This window comes from Paraburkholderia sp. GAS41, from assembly GCF_050436545.1.
Classification (GTDB): Bacteria; Pseudomonadota; Gammaproteobacteria; order Burkholderiales; family Burkholderiaceae; genus Paraburkholderia.
This window is the reverse complement of record NZ_JBNDMK010000001.1, coordinates 172,745-191,330: the sequence shown is the minus strand read 5'-3', so window position 1 is coordinate 191,330 and position 18,586 is coordinate 172,745. Positions and strand designations below refer to the sequence as shown.

General features: G+C 64.1%; 13 protein-coding genes. 5 read left to right on the top strand and 8 right to left on the bottom strand.

Going from position 1 to position 18,586, the window contains the following annotated elements:
• Window positions 1-70 precede the first annotated feature (70 nt).
• From pyrH to rpsB, 3 genes are all read right to left on the bottom strand, one after another.
• Window positions 71-784, bottom strand: a complete 714-nt coding sequence (pyrH, locus tag P3T43_RS00840) for a UMP kinase (protein ID WP_074264280.1) — start codon at window positions 782-784, stop codon at window positions 71-73.
• Between the two features lie 221 nt (window positions 785-1,005).
• Window positions 1,006-1,887 (bottom strand): translation elongation factor Ts, encoded by an 882-nt coding sequence (tsf, locus tag P3T43_RS00835; protein ID WP_429279132.1) that lies wholly within the window; start codon window positions 1,885-1,887, stop codon window positions 1,006-1,008.
• Window positions 1,888-2,053: 166 nt separating this feature from the next.
• Window positions 2,054-2,806, bottom strand: a complete 753-nt coding sequence (rpsB, locus tag P3T43_RS00830) for a 30S ribosomal protein S2 (RefSeq protein ID WP_429279131.1) — start codon at window positions 2,804-2,806, stop codon at window positions 2,054-2,056.
• 449 nt (window positions 2,807-3,255) lie between these two features.
• Between rpsB and map the strand changes: the two genes are divergently transcribed.
• From map to P3T43_RS00810, 4 genes are all read left to right on the top strand, one after another.
• A complete protein-coding gene (map, locus tag P3T43_RS00825) occupies window positions 3,256-4,071 on the top strand; it encodes a type I methionyl aminopeptidase (RefSeq protein WP_429279130.1) in 816 nt (271 codons plus the stop codon).
• A 29-nt stretch (window positions 4,072-4,100) separates the two neighbouring features.
• Entirely contained in the window at window positions 4,101-6,680 is a 2,580-nt protein-coding gene (locus P3T43_RS00820; RefSeq protein WP_429279129.1) for a [protein-PII] uridylyltransferase, read from the top strand.
• 220 nt (window positions 6,681-6,900) lie between these two features.
• On the top strand, window positions 6,901-7,797 hold the full coding sequence (locus tag P3T43_RS00815) for a hypothetical protein (protein ID WP_429279128.1): 897 nt from the start codon (window positions 6,901-6,903) through the stop codon (window positions 7,795-7,797).
• Window positions 7,797-8,528, top strand: a complete 732-nt coding sequence (locus tag P3T43_RS00810; RefSeq protein ID WP_429279127.1) for a pseudouridine synthase — start codon at window positions 7,797-7,799, stop codon at window positions 8,526-8,528. The genes P3T43_RS00815 and P3T43_RS00810 overlap by 1 nt, the downstream gene beginning before the upstream one ends.
• 139 nt (window positions 8,529-8,667) lie before the next feature.
• Here P3T43_RS00810 and def read toward each other — a convergent pair whose 3' ends face one another.
• Both def and ligA read right to left on the bottom strand, forming a co-directional pair.
• Window positions 8,668-9,201 carry a peptide deformylase gene (gene def, locus P3T43_RS00805; protein WP_429279126.1) on the bottom strand — a complete coding sequence of 178 codons (534 nt, stop codon included), beginning with the start codon at window positions 9,199-9,201 and terminating at the stop codon, window positions 8,668-8,670.
• Window positions 9,198-11,249, bottom strand: a complete 2,052-nt coding sequence (gene ligA / locus P3T43_RS00800) for an NAD-dependent DNA ligase LigA (RefSeq protein WP_429279125.1) — start codon at window positions 11,247-11,249, stop codon at window positions 9,198-9,200. The genes def and ligA overlap by 4 nt, the downstream gene beginning before the upstream one ends.
• A 244-nt stretch (window positions 11,250-11,493) precedes the next feature.
• On the opposite strand from ligA, the gene P3T43_RS00795 reads away from it, so the two are divergent.
• Window positions 11,494-12,342 carry a hypothetical protein gene (locus tag P3T43_RS00795; protein WP_429279124.1) on the top strand — a complete coding sequence of 283 codons (849 nt, stop codon included), beginning with the start codon at window positions 11,494-11,496 and terminating at the stop codon, window positions 12,340-12,342.
• 194 nt (window positions 12,343-12,536) lie between these two features.
• Here the strand turns inward: P3T43_RS00795 and P3T43_RS00790 are convergent, their stop codons facing one another.
• The 3 genes from P3T43_RS00790 to P3T43_RS00780 form a co-directional block, all read right to left on the bottom strand.
• Entirely contained in the window at window positions 12,537-13,769 is a 1,233-nt protein-coding gene (locus P3T43_RS00790; RefSeq protein ID WP_429279123.1) for a cell division protein ZipA C-terminal FtsZ-binding domain-containing protein, read from the bottom strand.
• Between the two features lie 98 nt (window positions 13,770-13,867).
• Window positions 13,868-17,386: a chromosome segregation protein SMC gene (smc, locus tag P3T43_RS00785; RefSeq protein WP_429279122.1), complete on the bottom strand. Its 3,519-nt coding sequence runs from the start codon at window positions 17,384-17,386 to the stop codon at window positions 13,868-13,870.
• Between the two features lie 179 nt (window positions 17,387-17,565).
• The gene (locus tag P3T43_RS00780; RefSeq protein WP_429279577.1) at window positions 17,566-18,582 is read right to left on the bottom strand and encodes a DMT family transporter; all 1,017 of its coding nucleotides are present in this window, start codon (window positions 18,580-18,582) and stop codon (window positions 17,566-17,568) included.
• Window positions 18,583-18,586 lie beyond the last annotated feature (4 nt).

Genomic DNA, 18,586 nt, shown 5'->3' with positions numbered 1-18,586 from the left:
GCGGACCGGCCTGCGCGCGTGTAGCGGCGGCCCGGGCCCGCGTTAAAGCCCACGTTATGTGAACGAGAGTTTACACGTGGACGAGCGTACCCTCGTCCTCGCCTTGCACAATGCGCTTTAGCGCACCTGGTTTGACAATCGAAAACACGCGGATCGGCAGCTTCTGGTCGCGGCACAGCGCAAAGGCCGTCGCGTCCATCACCTGCAGATTGCGGCCAATCGCCTCGTCGAAGCTGATTGTCGTGTAACGCGTTGCCGTCGGATCTTTCTTGGGGTCGGCCGAGTAAACGCCGTCCACCTTGGTGGCCTTCAGCACCACTTCCGCACCCACTTCCGAACCGCGCAGCGCAGCTGCGGTATCCGTCGTGAAGAACGGGTTGCCAGTGCCGGCCGCGAAAATCACGACCTTGCCTTCTTCCAGCTGACGGATTGCCCGAGGGCGGATGTAAGGTTCGACCACCTGATCCATACGCAGCGCCGACTGCACCCGCGCCTCGATACCGGCGTGGCGCATGGCGTCCTGCAGCGCCAGTGCGTTCATCATGGTGGCGAGCATCCCCATGTAGTCGGCTGTCGCACGATCCATACCCGCCGCGCCACCCGCCACACCACGGAAAATATTGCCGCCACCAATCACGACGGCCAACTGGGTTCCGAGACGCACGACCTCGGCCACGTCCGCCACCATTCGTTCGATCGTCGCGCGATTAATGCCGAAGGCATCATCGCCCATCAGAGCTTCGCCGGAGAGTTTGAGCAGGACGCGTTTATAGGCAGTGGGCATAGGGATATCCAGATCGCGCAGAACAGGGCAACAACACGGAACTAACTGTAGGGGTGAAATGCTGATTCGGGCAAGCGCCGCCAAATTGACGAACCTCACGGTTCACCAGCGGCGGCGGCACAGCGAGGGTCAACCCGCGCACCGCCTTGCGGCGCTGCCGACCGCGGTAAGGTCTTGCCCCACCGCGGGTAAAACAGTACAGCCTGAAACTTAGGCGATACTTATTGTTGCTTTGCAGCAGCCACTTGCGCGGCCACTTCGGCTGCGAAGTCGTCCTGCTTCTTCTCGATGCCTTCGCCGACCACGAACAGCGCGAACTTCTGCACGCTCGAACCGGCTGCCTTCAGCATCTGCTCGATCGTCTGCTTGTCGTTCTTAACGAACGTCTGGTTCAGCAGCGACACTTCCTTCAGATACTTCTGCACGCTGCCTTCAACCATCTTGGCGACGATTTCAGCCGGCTTGCCCGATTCAGCGGCCTTCTGTTCAGCGATGCTGCGTTCCTTGGCGATCAGGTCTGCCGGAACGTCGTCCGACGACAGCGAAACCGGCTTCATGGCCGCGATGTGCATCGCGACGTCCTTGCCGACCTGCTCATCCGCGCCGGTATACTCGACCAGCACGCCGATGCGCGTGCCGTGCAGGTACGCAGCCAGCTTGTTGGCGGTGTCGAAGCGCACGAACCGGCGGATCGACAGGTTTTCACCGATCTTGCCGACGAGCGCGAGGCGCACTGCGTCGACCGTCGAGCCTTCCAGCGGCAGGGCGGCCAGCGCAGCGACATCAGCCGGGTTTTGCTGGGCGACCAGCTCGGCGATCTGCTTGGAGAAAGCCAGGAAATCGTCGTTCTTCGAGACGAAATCGGTTTCGCAGTTCAGTTCGACGATCGCTCCGACGTTGCCGCCGATGAACGAGGAGATCACGCCTTCAGCCGTGACGCGCGATGCAGCCTTGCTGGCCTTGTTGCCGAGCTTCACGCGCAGCAGTTCTTCAGCACGCTCCATGTCGCCGTCGGCTTCCGTCAGCGCCTTCTTGCATTCCATCATCGGCGCATCGGTCTTCGCGCGCAGTTCTGCAACCATGCTTGCGGTAATTGCCGCCATCATTCGCTCCTTGAGTCTGTCTTTCACACGCCGCCCGCAATTCGATGCCGGCGACAAGAATTCGTTTCCGCACAGCGCGTATTTTTTTCGCACCGTAGCCAGGTGTCATGACTTAAAAAAAGGGGGCCTGTAGAAAGCCCCCTTTTTTGCCGGACACAGGGCAGCCTTACGCTTCCGAGTTGACCTCGACGAACTCGTCGCCGTCACCGCCGCGTGCAGCCTGCACCACTTCGTTGACCGCGTTTGCACGGCCCTCGAGGATCGCGTCAGCCACGCCTTGCGTGTACAGGGCGACGGCCTTGCTGGCGTCGTCGTTACCCGGGATCACGTAGTCGATGCCTTCCGGCGAATGGTTCGTGTCGACCACAGCGATAACCGGCACGCCAAGCTTGTTGGCTTCAGTGACGGCAATCTTGTGATAGCCGACGTCAACCACGAAAATTGCGTCCGGAATGCCGCCCATGTCCTTCACGCCGCCGATCGACTTTTGCAGCTTGACGATTTCGCGTTCGAACAGGAGTGCTTCCTTCTTGCTCATGCGCTCCGTTTCACCGGCTTCCAGTGCTGCCTCCATGTCCTTCAGGCGCTTGATCGAAACCTTCAGCGTCTTGAAGTTGGTCAGCATGCCGCCGAGCCAGCGTGCGTTGACGAACGGCATGCCAGCGCGTTGCGCTTCTTCGGCGATCGTGTCGCGCGATTGACGCTTCGTGCCAACAAACAGGATCGTGCCGCGGTTAGCTGCCAGTTGACGCACATACTTCAGTGCGTCGTTGTACATCGGCAGCGTCTTTTCGAGGTTGATGATGTGAATCTTGTTGCGATGACCGAAAATGAAGGGGGCCATCTTCGGGTTCCAGAAGCGCGTTTGGTGACCGAAGTGGACACCGGCTTCCAGCATTTGACGCATGGTAACTGCCATGTAAATCTCCGCGAGGGTTAGGTCTTAAGCCGGCTGCCGTATCGGCCGCGCCGTCTTCGCCGCTTTTGCGTTTGCGAGGACCTGACGCGACGGACACCCTGGGTGCTGCCGGCTTGCGAGTCTGCTGCCTTGGCTGATACCGCTGTGCACTGCCACCGAAGGCGAACGCCACACCAGCACAACCTGAAACACCTCGTAGCGCAGGCAACTATCGCCACGAGCCAGCCTGCCCCACAAAAATCAGCTAATGTGGATCGACTTAGCCAAAGATTATAGCACGTGACTATCGCTAGACTCAACCTGTCCGGACGTCCTAATCGGGCCGCCGGGTTGCGCCTGCCGGGGTCGCATGGAAGCGTCGGCCAATCGGCCTGGCGTCCTCTCAAAACCCTGCGAACGCGGGAATATGGTGCGATAATCCATAAATAACCGCATTTCAGGCCCGACTCATGGCTATTACGCTCAAAAACGAACACGATATCGCGCAGATGCGCGTCGCCTGCCGCCTTGCAAGCGAAGTGCTCGACTACATCACCCCGTTCGTCGCCGCCGGCATTACAACTGGCGAGCTGGACCGCTTGTGTCACGAATACATGCTGAAAGAACAGGGCACGGTACCCGCGCCGCTGAACTATCAGCCGCCCGGCTACCCGCCGTATCCGAAGGCCACCTGCATTTCGGTCAACGACGTGATCTGCCATGGCATTCCGGGCGACAAGATTCTCAAGAACGGCGATGCGCTGAATATCGACATCACCGTGATCAAGGAAGGCTACTTTGGCGACACGAGCCGCATGTTCATCGTCGGGGAAGGCTCGATTCTCGCGAAACGCCTCGTCCAAACCACCTTTGAATGCATGTGGCTCGGTATCGACCAGGTCCGGCCCGGCGCGCATCTTGGCGACATCGGCCATGCGATCCAGCGGCATGCCGAGGGGCAAGGCTACAGCGTGGTGCGCGAATATTGCGGGCATGGGATCAGCACGGTATTCCATGAAGATCCGCAGATCCTGCACTACGGCCGCCCCGGCACCGGCTTCGAACTGCAGGCAGGCATGATTTTCACGATCGAGCCGATGATCAACGCCGGCCGTCGCGATATCCGCACCATGCCGGATCAATGGACCGTGAAGACCAAGGACCGCAGCCTGTCCGCGCAATGGGAACATACGGTGCTCGTCACCGAAAGCGGCCATGAGGTGCTGACGGTTTCGGCCGGCACGCCCGCACGGCCGCCGCTTGTCGCTTCGGCCACCCCGGCCTGACGGTCCTGAGTACCCATTCGCGCGCGCCCATGAGCAGTGTTCCCGCTGTTTCCATTTCCGATGCCTCGTCGCTCAAGGCGGATTACAAGGTGGCCAAAACCAGGTTACTGGAACGCTTCAAGCTGGCCACCAGCGTCGAATCGTTGATGGGCTCGCTCGCGCGCGCCACTGACGAGTCGTTGCGCGCCGCGTGGAATACCTGCGACATGCCCTCCTCGCTCGCGCTGCTGGCCGTCGGCGGCTATGGGCGCGGCGAGCTCGCGCCGCATTCGGACATCGACATCCTTGTCTTGCTGCCCGATCAGCCGGTGGCGCACATCGAGGCGCGCATCGAGCGTTTTATCAGCCTCGCGTGGGATCTTGGGCTGGAACTCGGCAGCAGCGTGCGCTCCGTCACGCAGTGCCTCGAAGAGGCCGCCAACGACGTCACCGTGCGCACCTCGCTGCTGGAAGCGCGCCGTATTACCGGCAGTACGCCGCTGTTCGAGGATTTCGCGCAACGCTATCGCTCGGCGCTCGATGCGCGGGCCTTTTTTCAGGCAAAAGTACTGGAAATGCGCCAGCGGCATGCCAAGTTTCAGGACACGCCGTATGCGCTCGAGCCGAACATCAAGGAAAGCCCGGGCGGCCTGCGCGACCTGCAACTGATCCTATGGGTGACCCAGGCGGCCGGCTTCGGCAGCAGCTGGCAGGAACTGGAGGCGCGCGGTCTGATTACGGAACGCGAAGCCCGTGAACTGGATCGCAACGAAGGATTTCTGAAGGCGCTGCGCGCACGGCTGCACGTCATTGCAGGGCGCCGTCAGGACATCCTCGTGTTCGACCTGCAGACGGCGGTCGCCGAGAGCTTCGGCTATAAGCCAACCGCCACCAAGCGGGCCAGCGAACAGTTGATGCGCCGTTACTACTGGGCCGCCAAGGCGGTCACCCAGTTGACGACGATCCTGATCCAGAACATCGAGGCGCAACTGTTCCCGAATACGAGCGGCATCACGCGGGTGCTGTCGGAGCGTTTCGTCGAGAAACAGGGAATGCTGGAAATTGCCGGCGACGATGTGTTCGAGCGCGAGCCGAATGCCATCCTCGAAGCGTTCCTGCTCTACGAGCAGACGCCCGGCGTGAAGGGCCTGTCGGCGCGCACGCTGAGGGCCATCTACAACGCCCGCGATCTGATGGATCAGCACTGGCGCCGCGCCCCGGAAAACCGGCGCCTGTTCATGGACATCCTCAAGGAACCGGCGGGCATTACCCACGCGCTGCGGCTGATGAACCAGACCAGCGTGCTGGGACGCTACCTGCTGAATTTCCGCCGCATCGTCGGACAGATGCAGCACGACCTGTATCACGTCTACACGGTCGACCAGCATATCCTGATGGTGCTGCGCAACCTGCGCCGCTTCGCGGTGGCCGAGCATGCGCACGAATACCCGTTCTGCAGCCAGCTGATCGCCAACTTCGAACGGCCATGGGTGTTGTACGTTGCCGCGCTGTTCCACGATATCGCCAAGGGCCGGGGCGGCGATCATTCGACGCTCGGCATGGCCGACACGCGCCGTTTCTGCCGCGAACACGGCATGGACAACGGTGACGGCGAACTGGCGGTGTGGCTGGTCCAGCATCATCTGACCATGAGCCAGGTCGCACAGAAGCAGGACACGAGCGACCCCGAAGTCGTCAAACGCTTTGCGGAACTGGTGGGCAACGAGCGGCACTTGACCGCGCTCTACCTGTTGACCGTCGCCGACATTCGCGGCACTAGCCCGAAGGTCTGGAACGGCTGGAAAGGCAAGCTCCTCGAAGACCTGTACAGGACTACGCTTGCCGTGCTCGGCGGCGCCCGCCCTGACGCCCACTCCGAACTGAAGTCGCGCCAGGAAGAGGCGCTCACGCTGCTGCGGCTCGAGACGGTGCCGGAGCATGCCCATCAGGCGCTGTGGGACAAGCTCGACGTCGGCTACTTCCTGCGTCACGACGCGGCGGACATCGCGTGGCAAACACGCGTGCTGTACCGCCATGTCGAAGCACCTGCACCGATCGTGCGGGCCCGCCCGTCGCCGGTCGGCGAGGCCCTCCAGGTGCTGGTCTACGTCAAGGATCGCCCTGACCTGTTTGCCGGTATTTGCGCGTATTTCGACAAGAACGCGCTGTCGGTTCTCGATGCCCGCGTCAGCACGACCCGACATGGTTATGCGCTGGACAACTTTATCGTCCAGCACACCGAAGAGGACGTGCATTATCGCGACATTGCCAATCTGGTCGAACAGGAACTGACCGCGCGCCTTACAGCGGCCGGCACGTTGCTGCCGGATCCGTCGAAAGGGCGCCTGTCGCGCCTGTCGCGCACCTTTCCTGTTACGCCGCGCGTCGACCTTCGGGCCGACGAGCGTGGCCAGTACTACATCCTGTCCGTGTCGGCGAACGACCGGCCAGGCCTTCTTTATTCGATCGCGCGCGTGCTGGCCGAGCACCAGGTCGGCGTCCAATCGGCGCGGATCAATACGCTCGGCGAACGCGTAGAGGACGTGTTCCTGCTGGACGGACGCGGCCTCTCGGACAACCGCCTGCAAATTCAGGTCGAAACCGAACTGCTGCGCGCGATCGCAGTGTGAGAATCCATGCGAGTCAAATTGACAGCCAAGCATCCGCGGTCGGCTTCGTCCGAACGCGCCCCTGTTCGCGCGGGTAGTACCACCGCGCGTAAGCCCACGCGCCCTGCCGGGCCTCGGCCCGCCACACCGTCCGCTGGCCCGCGCGAAGGGGCGCCTGCCGGCGCCGGCAAGCGGCCCGCGGGTAAGCCCGCGGGGGCTGCAGACGGCGCACGGCCCGCTCGTGCCGAAGGCTCGTTTTCGCGCGAACGCGATGCCGGGAGCGGTGGCCCAGGACGGCGCGCGCCGTCGGATCGGCCGCCACGCCGTGATGGCGATGCCGGTGCGCCGCGTCGGTTCGAGGGTGAGCGGAGTGAACGTCCGCCGCGTCGTGAGGGGTTTGCTGGCGCGCCGCGTCGTACGGAAGGTGCGCGTGATGAGCGTGCGCCGCGCCGGTTCGACGGCGAACGGAGTGAACGTCCGCCGCGTCGCGAAGGGTTTGCTGGGGCGCCGCGTCGTACGGAAGGTGCGCGTGATGAGCGTGCGCCGCGTCGGTTTGAAGGCGAACGGAGTGAACGTCCGCCGCGTCGCGAAGGGTTTGCTGGCGCGCCGCGTCGTACGGAAGGCGCGCGTGATGAGCGTGCGCCGCGCCGGTTTGAAGGCGAACGGAGTGAACGCCCGCCGCGTCGCGAAGGATACGCTGGCGCGCCGCGGCGTGCTGAGGGTGCGCGTGATGAGCGTGCGCCGCGTCGGTTTGAAGGCGAACGGAGTGAACGTCCGCCGCGTCGCGAAGGATTCGCTGGCGCGCCGCGTCGTACGGATGGCGCGCGTGATGAGCGTGCGCCGCGCCGGTTTGAAGGCGAACGGAGTGAACGTCCGCCGCGTCGCGAAGGATACGCTGGCGCGCCGCGCCGCGCCGAGGGTACACGTGATGAGCGCGCACCGCGCCGGTTCGAGGGCGACCGGACCGAACGTCCGTCATCAAACGAACGCGGCGAGCGTCCGGCACGGGCTGACAAGGCCCCGCGCAGTACCTCTCCGGCTGCACGAACCGCACGCCCGGAACTCTCCGCGCCGCGCCCGGCCGCACTTCGCCGCGATCACGACGATGCGCCCGGCACCCTGCGTCTGTCGAAGCTGATGTCGGAACTGGGCCTGTGCTCGCGCCGCGAGGCCGACGAATGGATCGAAAACGGCTGGGTGAAGGTCGACGGCCAAACGATCGACACGCTCGGCTCCAAGGTCCGCCCCGACCAGCGCATCGAGATCGACCCGGCAGCCCAGGCGATCCAGGCACGGCTCGTCACGATCCTCATCCACAAGCCGGTCGGCTATGTTTCAGGACAGGCTGAAGACGGCTATCAACCTGCTGTCACGCTCGTCACGCCGGATAACCGCTGGGAAGGCGACCAATCGGACATCCGCTTCTCTGTATCGCATCTGCGCCAACTTGCTCCGGCCGGCCGGCTCGATATCGACTCCACCGGGTTGCTGGTGCTGACCCAGGACGGCCGGATTGCGAAACGGCTGATTGGCGGTCATTCGGAAGTCGAGAAGGAGTATCTGGTCCGCGTCACTTACGGCGACATGACCGCCGAGATCGACCAGCATTTCCCCGCTGAAAGTCTCGATCTGCTGCGTCATGGCCTGGAACTCGACGAACAGCCGCTCAAGCCGGCCAAGGTGAGTTGGCAAAACGGCGAACAGCTGCGCTTCGTGCTTCGTGAGGGCAAGAAACGGCAGATTCGCCGCATGTGCGAACTGGTCGGCCTGGAAGTGGTGGGCCTGAAGCGCGTGCGCATGGGCAGTGTGCCGCTCGGCGCGCTGCCGCCGGGTCAATGGCGCTACCTGTCGGCCGATGAGTCGTTCTGATCGTGTCGTGCCGCGACTGCACGCCTTGAGCACTGCCGTGTAAATCTCGGCCAGTGCTAAAAAGCCCACGCAATATTGCGTGGGCTTTTTTCTTTTAATGCGCGTCGAGACCGTCAGGATCGGCGCAAGCCTGAACCGCTTAGTCGTCGCTATTCGGATCCAGATCCGGAAACAGCACTTCGGTAAAGCCGAACTTCGCGAAGTCGTTGATGCGCATGGGATACAGCTTGCCGATCAGGTGATCGCACTCGTGCTGCACGACACGCGCGTGGAAGCCCTCGGCGACGCGGTCAATCGCTTTACCGTACTGATCGAAGCCGTGATACCGGATCATCGAAAAACGGCTGACCGCACCGCGCAGTCCCGGCACCGACAGACACCCTTCCCAGCCCTCTTCCATGTCCTGCGACACCGGCGTGATGGTCGGGTTGATCAGCACCGTTTCGGGCACCGGCGGCGCATCCGGATAGCGTTCGTTATGCCCGAAGCCGAAAATCACGACTTGCAGGTCGACACCGATCTGCGGCGCGGCAAGTCCCGCACCGTTTGCATCGTGCATGGTCTCGAACATGTCCTGCACAAGGGTATGCAACTCAGGGGTGTCGAAATGATCGACCGGGGCGGCGATGCGCAAAAGGCGCGGATCACCCATCTTGAGAATTTCGCGGATCATGTTATCTGCCCCTCCAGGAGCTTGCGCATTCCATCTTCGTCGAGCACGCGGACGCCGAGTTCCTCAGCCTTGGCAAGTTTGCTGCCTGCGTCTGCACCCGCCACCACGTAATCGGTTTTCTTCGACACCGAACCGGCCACTTTCGCGCCCGCCGTTTCCAGCATCTCCTTCGCCTCTTCGCGAGCCAGTGTCGGCAAGGTGCCGGTCAGCACGATTGTCTTACCAGCCAGCACGCCCTGAGGGGCCTTTGGCGCGCGCGGACCCTCTGCCCACGTGACTTTGCCCGGTGCGCGCAGTTGCTCGATCACCGTGCGGTTGTGCTCTTCCGCAAAAAACCGATAGATCGACTCGGCGACGACCGGCCCCACGTCATTCACTTCCAGCAGTTCTTCGACCGTGGCATTCATGATCAGATCGAGCGAACCAAAGTGCCTGGCGAGGTCTTTCGCCGTCGATTCGCCGACCTGGCGAATCCCGAGTGCGTACAGGAAACGCGCGAGTGTCGTGCGCTTGCCCTTCTCGAGCGAGTCCAGCAGGTTCTGCGCGGACTTTTCGGCGAAACGGTCGAGCTCGGCCAGCGTCGCAAATCCGAGGTTGAACAGGTCGGCCGGCGTGCGCACGAGGTTCAACTCCACCAGCTGGTCGATGATCTTTTCGCCGAGTCCGTCGATATCGAGCGCGCGCCGCTGTGCGAAGTGCCACAGCGCCTGCTTGCGCTGCGCGGGACAGAACAGGCCGCCGGTACACCGCGCGATCGCCTCATCAGGCAGGCGTTCAATGGCCGAGCCGCACACCGGACACTGCGTAGGCATCACGAACTCGGCGGCATCCGCCGGCCGGCGTTCCATGAGCGCGCTCACCACCTCCGGAATCACGTCGCCGGCACGCCGCACGATTACGGTGTCGCCAATCCGGATGTCCTTGCGCCGCACCTCGTCCTCGTTGTGCAGCGTGGCATTCGTCACGGTCGCGCCGCCCACGAACACCGGTTCGAGACGCGCCACCGGCGTGATCGCGCCCGTGCGGCCCACCTGGACGTCGATCGCCAGCAGCTTCGTCAACGCTTCCTGTGCCGGGAATTTATGCGCGAGCGCGAAACGCGGCGCGCGCGATACGAAGCCAAGCGCGTCCTGCTCTTCGCGGGCGTTGACCTTGTACACCACACCGTCGATGTCGTACGGTAGCGCGTCGCGCTTTTCGCCGACCTTGCGGAAGAATCCAAGCAGCCCTTCCGCGCCCTGCACGACTGCCCGTTCGCTGTTGACCGGCAGACCCAGTTCCGCATACCAGTCGAGCAACGCGCTGTGGGTAGCCGGCATCGGCTCGCCATCGAGCACGCCAATGCCGTAAGCGAAGAACGACAACGGCCGCTGCGCCGTGATCTTCGGATCGAGCTGGCGCAAGCTGCCGGCCGCCGCGTTACGCGGGTTGGCAAACTCCTTGAGCCCTGCCGCGCGTTGACGGTCGTTCATGCGGTCGAAATCGCGCTTGAACATCAACACTTCGCCGCGCACGTCGAGCACCTTCGGCACGCGCTTTCCCTTGAGCATGAGCGGAATGGAACGGATCGTGCGAACATTCTCCGAAACGTCTTCGCCCGTTGCGCCATCTCCACGCGTGGATGCCTGGACGAAGCGGCCATCGACATAACGCAACGAAATCGCCAGGCCATCGAACTTGAGTTCGCACGCGTAGCTGACGGGTGTCTCGCCGAGCGCATCGGCCACGCGTTTGTCGAACGCGGCGATGTCTTCGTCGGCGAAGCCGTTGTTCAGCGACAGCATAGGCTGGTCATGCACCACCGGATTGAAGCCGCTCGCGACCTCGCCGCCCACGCGCTGGGTAGGCGAGTCCGGCGTGACCAGATCCGGGTGTTCCGTTTCGATCTGTTGCAACGCCTTGAACAGCTTGTCGTATTCCGCGTCAGGCAAGTCCGGCTGGTCGAGTACGTAGTACGCGTGATTCGCGTGTTCGAGTTCCGCGCGCAACCACGCGGCGCGTTCCGCCGGAGCGCTGGTTGCTGGGTATGGGACGCTAGTTCGAGCCATGCTATCCAAAGATCTGCCGGTGAAATTCAGACTTCAGATTATCGCAGGAACCGTCCGCCGTGGACATTGGCCGGATGGCCAGTTTCGTGCGCCGGCTCACGCACCCGCCCCTGCGTGCCTGGCCGCCGTCATCCCTGGCCGAATGGCTAACGTGCGAGGCCAGGCATTGACACGTGTGATGCGCGATGCGACCGTAGGCAGATGAGTCGTTCGCCGTTGCGACACCACCACCACAGGAACGAACATGCCCGAGCCGACGGTAATCCGGCACACTCTCCAGCGGCTGACCTCGTTCGTCCTGACGTGCTGTGCCCTCCTGTGCTTCCTGCACGCGGCGCCAGTCCGTGCGATGGAACAGGTGCTCAGCATGCCTGTGGCCGATCACGCGTCGATCGCTTACCTGCTGACCCAAAAGGACGGCAGTCATCCCGACTGGGTGCTCGTGATGTTCGCCGGCGGCGACGGCTCCCTGCAGCTCGGCCAGGCGAGCGACGGCACGCTCAGCCTGCGCCTGAAAGACAATTTTCTCGTGCGTGCGCGCACTCTGCTCGTCGACGACCGCTTTGCCACCGCGCTGGTCGATGCACCGTCCGACCAGCCCGGCGGCTATTCGGATTCGTTCAGGACATCACCGCGTCACGCGCAGGATGTCGAGCGGATCGCAGCGGACTTGCGCAGCCGCTTCCCCACGGCGCGGCTGGTACTCATCGGCACGAGCCGCGGGACGATTTCCTCGGCGTTCGTGGGTCGCGCGTTGCCCGATACCTGGGACGCGGTAATCCACACGTCGACGCTGAGCAGTCCATCACGCGGTCAGGCGCTGGCGCTCGTGGGTTTTAACTACGGCGAGATTCACGCACGGCGGCAGCTCTTCGTCCATCACGTCGACGATGGCTGCTTTCTATGCTCGTTTAGTGCAACCAAACGTCTCGCGGAAGACGGCCACGATCTGATCGCGGTGCGTGGCGGAAGCGCCCGCGGCAACCCCTGCGCGGCGATGGCACATCACGGTTTCTATGGTCAGGATCAAGCGGTCGTGGCCGCGCTCAAGGCGTGGATCAGCGGAGCCGACTGGCCGAAGGAGGTGGATTGAAGCGGGGTTGTCCGAGGCGTACCGGCGGTATGCGGCGTGCGTGCGGACTGAGATGAATGCGTGCTTTGCGTTCCGGAGTGCACCGGAAGTTTGACCGGTACACGCGGGAAAAAACATCGCGGAGGAATTCGGCAACGCGCGCCGCACCGCAGCAGGCGGCAAGGCACACGTCGCCCAACATCAACCAAGACAACTTACTGACTAAACAACCGCCGTGTAGCCGGCGAGCCTGCCGGAATACCCGCCTGCTCGAGTTTCGCGTACAGCGTCATCAGTTGCTTTTCGATCGCCAGCAACGCGGTTTCCGGGAGCGGACGGCGTCCATCGTCGACGACACGGCCACCAATGCGCTCCGACAGCGACTTCGCGTAGTCGCACATCAGACGGAACGGCAGAATGTCTTCGTCGGCCACCGGCACATCGAGCACCAGCGTGATCATCTGGCCGCCCTTGTAGGTCAGGTCGTCGCGCAGGAAGTTGGTGTCGCCGAACTGCAGCATGAACACCGGACTTTGCCTCACGTCGAGCTTGACGAAACGGGTGCCGTCGCGCGAGAGCAGCAGGCCGTCCTGCGAGGCAACCGCCTGCACATAATTCGCCGACCACGGTGCGCCGTCGGACAGCACGTTGATCGACAGTTGCGCGTCGCACTGGGCTGCAAAGCCGTCCAGCTCGCGCGCCATTGCCACGGTCTCCATCATGTCGGGGAATTCAGGCGCCGCGTCGATCGCATCGGCGAACTGCTGCACGCCGGTCACGAATTCGGAGAACTCGAGTTCGTTGAGCGCGCCGCTGCGGTTGGCCAGTTGCGCCGCTGCGCGCAATTCTTCGTAGCGCACGCCGTTCTGCAGCAACTCCCACGCGCCGCCGCCTTCCGGCTTGCCTTCGATGTGCACCGGTTTGCTACCCGCGCGGCGCAGACGCTGCGCCAGCGGAATCACCTTGTCGCCCGCCAATGGGCCAGCCAGGCGGATCGGTACGATGCAGTCGATGCGGCGATCCACGATTGCCGGCGGGGCCGACGAAATCGTCGTCGCAGCCGGCAGGATCGGCTCGACCGGTTCGTCCGCGCCGCTTGCTGCGGCCTCGTGCTCCGGCTCGGGAAAACCATTCGGCGTGGTCGTTTCCGCCTGGATATCGGCCGGTGTATCGGCCGGTGCCGCCGTTCCGAACGTCGGTTCAACGCGCGAACCGGTGTCGGCCGCATCGTCCGGCGACACGGGCTCGCGGCGCTGCGTAGGCCGGGCCGGCTCGATGAACGGGCTTTGTTCTTCGTGATCCTCCCGGGCGAAGGCCTCGGCGGTGTCGGCCGGCATGGGGCGCGGCATCCGGCGGCGTACTTTCGCGCCTTGCCAGGCGTTGTACACCACCACGCCCCCGACCACTACGGCACCCGCGCCGATCAAACCGAGTGTCAACTCATCCATGCATGCTCCATCAGCAATTCTTTTGTTTGTGTGGCGCCAAGGCCTGCGCCGCGCGGCATGCAGGCCGCAGCGAGGGCGCAAGCCGGCGCCGTCCTGACTCAAACGATATTCTGGGCGAAACCCGCGGCCGTTTCCATGTCGACCGCGACGATCCGCGACACGCCCTGCTCCTGCATCGTCACGCCGATCAGTTGCTGGGCCATTTCCATGGCGATCTTGTTGTGCGAAATGAACAGGAACTGGGTCTTGTCCGACATCGCGCGCACGAGATTGGCAAAACGCTCCGTGTTGGCGTCGTCGAGCGGCGCGTCCACTTCGTCAAGCAGACAGAACGGCGCAGGATTCAGCTGGAACATCGCGAACACCAGCGCGGTCGCAGTCAGGGCCTTCTCGCCGCCCGACAGCAGGTGAATCGTCGAATTCTTCTTGCCCGGCGGTTGCGCCATCACCTGCACACCGGCGTCGAGAATTTCGTCGCCGGTCATGATCAGCCTGGCCTGGCCGCCGCCAAACAGACGCGGGAACAGTTCACCGAAATGGTGGTTCACCTGATCGAACGTCCCCTGCAGCAGCGTGCGGGTTTCCTGATCGATCTTGTGGATCGCGTCTTCGAGCGTTTCGATGGCGCTCGTCAGGTCGGCCGACTGCGCGTCGAGGAAGTTCTTGCGTTCGCTGGCCGCCTTCAGCTCGTCGAGCGCGGCCATGTTCACCGGCCCGAGCGCGGCGATGGCGTTGTTCAAACGCGTGACTTCGCCTTGCAGATACGCCGGCTTCATATCCGGCGTGAGCCGCGTCTGCAATTCGGCCTCGTCGACGCCCGCCGCGGCGAGCTGTTCGATGAACTGTTCGCCGTTCAGGCGCGCCGCCTGTTCCTTCAGTTGCAGTTCCGTGATGCGGTCGCGCAGCGGCTGCAATGCGCGCTCGGCGGTGAGACGCGTCTCGTCCGCGGCGCGCAGCTTGGCGGTCAGGTCGTCCAGTTCGAGGCGTGCGGCATGCAGCGCCTCTTCCTTGACCGCACGAATTTCGAGCGCGCCCTGCAGCCCCGTATGCGCGGTCTGCTCGTTGATGGTTTCGAGCTCAGCGCGCGCGTCTTCCAGCGAGGCCGCCACGCGCTCGCTCTGCTCATGCGCGACCTGGATGCTACGTTTCAATTCGTCGATGCGGTTCGCCATGTTGCGCGCGGCAAAGCGTGCATCGGTGGCGGCGCGGTCGAGATCGCGCGCTTGCGCACGCGCCGCGGTCAGCGCTTCGTCGAGCGCTTCGAAGGCCAGCTGGTTGTCTTCGAAACGGGCCTGCAACTCGGCCAGCTCCGCGTCGTGACGCTCGAAATTCGCCTCCGACTCGCCGCGCAACGCACGCTGTTCTTCGATCTGGCCGGTGATCTCCCCGAGTTCCTCGCGAATCTGGGTGCTGCGCTGCATATAGCGCTCGTGGGCCTGGGTGAGCTTCAGCACATCCATCTGCAACGCGTGAACCCGCTGGGTTGCGCGCTCGGCCTGCTGGCGCACGTCCATCAACGTCTGCGAGGCCTGCGTGTGTACCGCCTCGGCGCGAATCGCCATGGATTTGGCTTCATCCGCGAGCAAGGCCTGGGCGCGCACCTGGCGCGTCAGGTTCTCGATTTCCTGCTGACGGGCCAGCATGCCGGCCTGCTCCGAATCGGCGGCGTACAACTGCACGCCGACACGCGTCACCACATGGCCCGCCTTGACGACGAACGAACCGCCCTCAGGCAGTTGCGAGCGCATTGCCAGCGCCTGGGCGAGGTCGTCGGCCACGAAGGCGAGGCCGAGCCAGTCGTTGAGCACCGCCCGCAAGCCGGCGTCGTCGATACGCACCAGCGAGAGCAGCGGGCGCAACGTGTTCGCGCCCGCCACCGGCGCACCGGCCAGCGGCGGCGCGTAGAACGCGAGCTTGGCGGGCGGGGCGTCGGTGGCGAAGGCTTTGACCCAGTCGAGATTCGATACTTCCAGCGCGGCGAGCCGCTCGCGCAGGACGGCTTCGAGCGCGGTTTCCCAACCGGCTTCGACGTGCAGCTTCTTCCACAAACGCGGCAGGCTGTTCAGCTCGTGCTTTTCGAGCCAGGGCTGAATCTTGCCTTCGGTCTGGATGTTTTCCTGCAATTGCTTCAAGGCGGCAAGGCGCGCGTCGAGCTGATGAATCTGCGCCGTTTCCGACTGCACGCGCTCCTGCGCGCTGCGCCGTTCGCCATCGAGGCGCGGCAGCGTTTCCTGAGCGTCGGCAAGCCGCGCCTGGGCGTCATGCAAGATCTCTTCGTGCTCGGCCAACTGCATGCGTAGCTCTTCGAGCTGGGCTTCGTCGGGGGCGTCGAGACCGCCCGCTTCCGACTTCAGGCGCTCATGACGCTGCTGCAGTTGCTGCAGTTGCTGGTCGGCGTTGCGCTGATGGGCCGCTTCGAGCTTGAGCGCCTGCTCGGTCTGGGCAATGCCGCCGCGCTCTTCGTTCAACTGCGTCTGCGCATCGCGCCAGCGTGCTTCGAGCGCCGGCATGGCGTCGTGCTTCGCCGCGGCCTCGTCTTCGGCGAGGGCGGCCTTTTCTTCCGCCACCGCCAGCTGTTCTTCGGCGTCTTCGAGATCGCCCTGAGCCTTTTGCGCCTGCGACAACCACTGCTCGCGCTGCGCCGTGAGCGCGGCAATCTGTGCCTGCACGCGGTTGCGCGACTCGACGATGAACTTGATCTCGGCTTCGAGGCGGCTGACTTCGGCGTTCGCTTCATAGAGCGCGCCTTGCGCGCCCTGCATGGCGTCGCTTGCCGAGTAGTGCGCCACCCGCAGCGTTTCCAGTTGCGCTTCGACTTCGCGCAGCCGCGCGGTGTGCGCTTCGAGGTCGATCTGCGCCTGTTCGATGGCGCGCTTCTGGCGCTCCTGCTCGCCGCCCGCTTCGTTCTTGCGCAGCAGCCACAGCAGGCGCTGCTTCATTTCGCCGTCGGCCTGCAGTTCCTTGAATTTCGTCGCAACGACCGCCTGGCCTTCGAGCTTTTCCAGGTTCGTCGTGAGTTCGCGAACGATGTCCTCCACCCGCGTCAGATTCTCACGCGTGTCGTGCAGGCGGCTTTCGGTTTCGCGACGGCGTTCCTTGTACTTCGACACGCCGGCGGCTTCTTCGAGAAACACGCGCAGCTCTTCCGGCTTCGCCTCGATCAGGCGGGCGATCATGCCCTGCCCGATGATGGCGTACGCTCGCGGCCCGAGACCGGTGCCGAGGAAGATGTCCTGAATGTCGCGGCGGCGCGCCGGCAGGTTGTTGATGTAGTAGCTCGAGGTGCCGTCGCGCGTCAGCACGCGCTTGACGGCGATTTCGGCATACTGCCCCCACTGGCCGGCGGCGCGGCCGTCCGCGTTGTCGAACACGAGTTCGACGCTGGCACGGCTACCGGGCTTGCGCGCCGTGGAGCCGTTGAAGATCACGTCCTGCATCGACTCGCCGCGCAGCTCGGAGGCGCGCGATTCGCCGAGCACCCAGCGTACGGCGTCGATGATGTTGGATTTGCCGCAACCATTGGGACCCACCACGCCGACAAGCTGGCCCGGAACCTGGAAATGCGTGGGATCGACGAATGATTTGAAGCCAGCGAGTTTGATCGAGGTCAGACGCACGGCGATTTCGCTGATTGAAAAAGGAAAATGAAGGTGGATCGCAAAGGCCGCGCGAGCCGTTCGCCGCTACGGCGAAGTGCCCCTTGCAAGCCCCGCGATACGGACGCCGCACACGCCAGGCACGGCGCGCATCGGCAAGCAGGGGCAATCATACCATCGCCCGTGCGCCATTCCGGCGCTTAGGCGCCCGATTGATGCGTCGATCCGCGACCGAGGCGCTTGCGGGGCCGGCCGTCGGGCTGCGAACCGGCCTGAGCGGCAGCGGTGGCTGTGCGCGAAGCGCCCTCACCGTTCGCCGCAGGGACGTTGCGCGTCCGATGCACCCAGCTCGACAGCGCGGACGCCAGCACGATACACGCGCCGCCGGCCCATTCGCGCGGACCGGGTGTCTCGCCGGCAAAAGCCCACGCGGAGAGCGCCGTCACCACGATCTCGAACAGCATGATGATGGAAGCCCGATTGGCCGGGATTCGCGCCACGCCGTATTGCACCAGCATGTTGTTCGACGACAGCAGGAAGCCGAGACCGACTACCAGCAACGCCGCCATGCCCAGATGCGTGCCGGTGGGCGGAGCGGGCATTGTTTCGAACAGCGAGGCGCAGGCGCCGAAGATTGCCGCTCCGCCGAAGATCGTCGCGGTGCGCATTTCCGCCTTCATTTCGGGCAGCACGCGGCTCGTCTTCAGAATCAGCACATTGCTCATGGCGAAGCCCATGCCGCCCGCCAGTCCGCCCCATTCGGCCAGATTGGCGGGCACCGGCAAGCCGATTTGCGGCGACCAGAGCATCGCCACGGCGCCCGCCAGCGACAGCGCCGCGAGTGCTGCGCCAGTCCAGGTCAGGCGTTCATGCAGGATGAAGTGGGCGAACAGCGCGGTCCATGCCGGGGTGAGATAGAACAGCAGCAGGACGCGCATGACCTGGCCGTGGATCGAGCCCCACACGAAGCCGAGATTGGTGACCCCGGCCGCCAGCGCCAACGCGGGCAGCAGCCAGTGCCAGCGCACCGTGCGGATGGCGCGGTGGCGCACCAGCAGCACGAACAGGCAGCCGGCGCCGCTCGTCAACGCGCTCGCTGCCGTGCCGGTCACGCCGAGCGCGGCCAGCATGCGCAGCGGATACCAGATCATGCCCCACACGGACGCGCCCAGCATGATGGCAAGCGTCGGCCAGCTGGAGCGGATCCAGTTATTCATTGGG

What these genes read in the sequence shown, in the direction of transcription:
- rpsB (WP_429279131.1), bottom strand. Translation starts at nt 2,806, where the DNA reads ATGGCAGTTACCATGCGTCAAATGCTGGAAGCCGGTGTCCACTTCGGT.
- P3T43_RS00795 (WP_429279124.1), top strand. Translation starts at nt 11,494, where the DNA reads ATGCCCGAGCCGACGGTAATCCGGCACACTCTCCAGCGGCTGACCTCG.
- def (WP_429279126.1), bottom strand. Translation starts at nt 9,201, where the DNA reads ATGATCCGCGAAATTCTCAAGATGGGTGATCCGCGCCTTTTGCGCATC.
- map (WP_429279130.1), top strand. Translation starts at nt 3,256, where the DNA reads ATGGCTATTACGCTCAAAAACGAACACGATATCGCGCAGATGCGCGTC.
- P3T43_RS00820 (WP_429279129.1), top strand. Translation starts at nt 4,101, where the DNA reads ATGAGCAGTGTTCCCGCTGTTTCCATTTCCGATGCCTCGTCGCTCAAG.
- P3T43_RS00810 (WP_429279127.1), top strand. Translation starts at nt 7,797, where the DNA reads ATGTCGGAACTGGGCCTGTGCTCGCGCCGCGAGGCCGACGAATGGATC.
- P3T43_RS00780 (WP_429279577.1), bottom strand. Translation starts at nt 18,582, where the DNA reads ATGAATAACTGGATCCGCTCCAGCTGGCCGACGCTTGCCATCATGCTG.
- pyrH (WP_074264280.1), bottom strand. Translation starts at nt 784, where the DNA reads ATGCCCACTGCCTATAAACGCGTCCTGCTCAAACTCTCCGGCGAAGCT.
- ligA (WP_429279125.1), bottom strand. Translation starts at nt 11,249, where the DNA reads ATGGCTCGAACTAGCGTCCCATACCCAGCAACCAGCGCTCCGGCGGAA.
- tsf (WP_429279132.1), bottom strand. Translation starts at nt 1,887, where the DNA reads ATGGCGGCAATTACCGCAAGCATGGTTGCAGAACTGCGCGCGAAGACC.
- P3T43_RS00790 (WP_429279123.1), bottom strand. Translation starts at nt 13,769, where the DNA reads ATGGATGAGTTGACACTCGGTTTGATCGGCGCGGGTGCCGTAGTGGTC.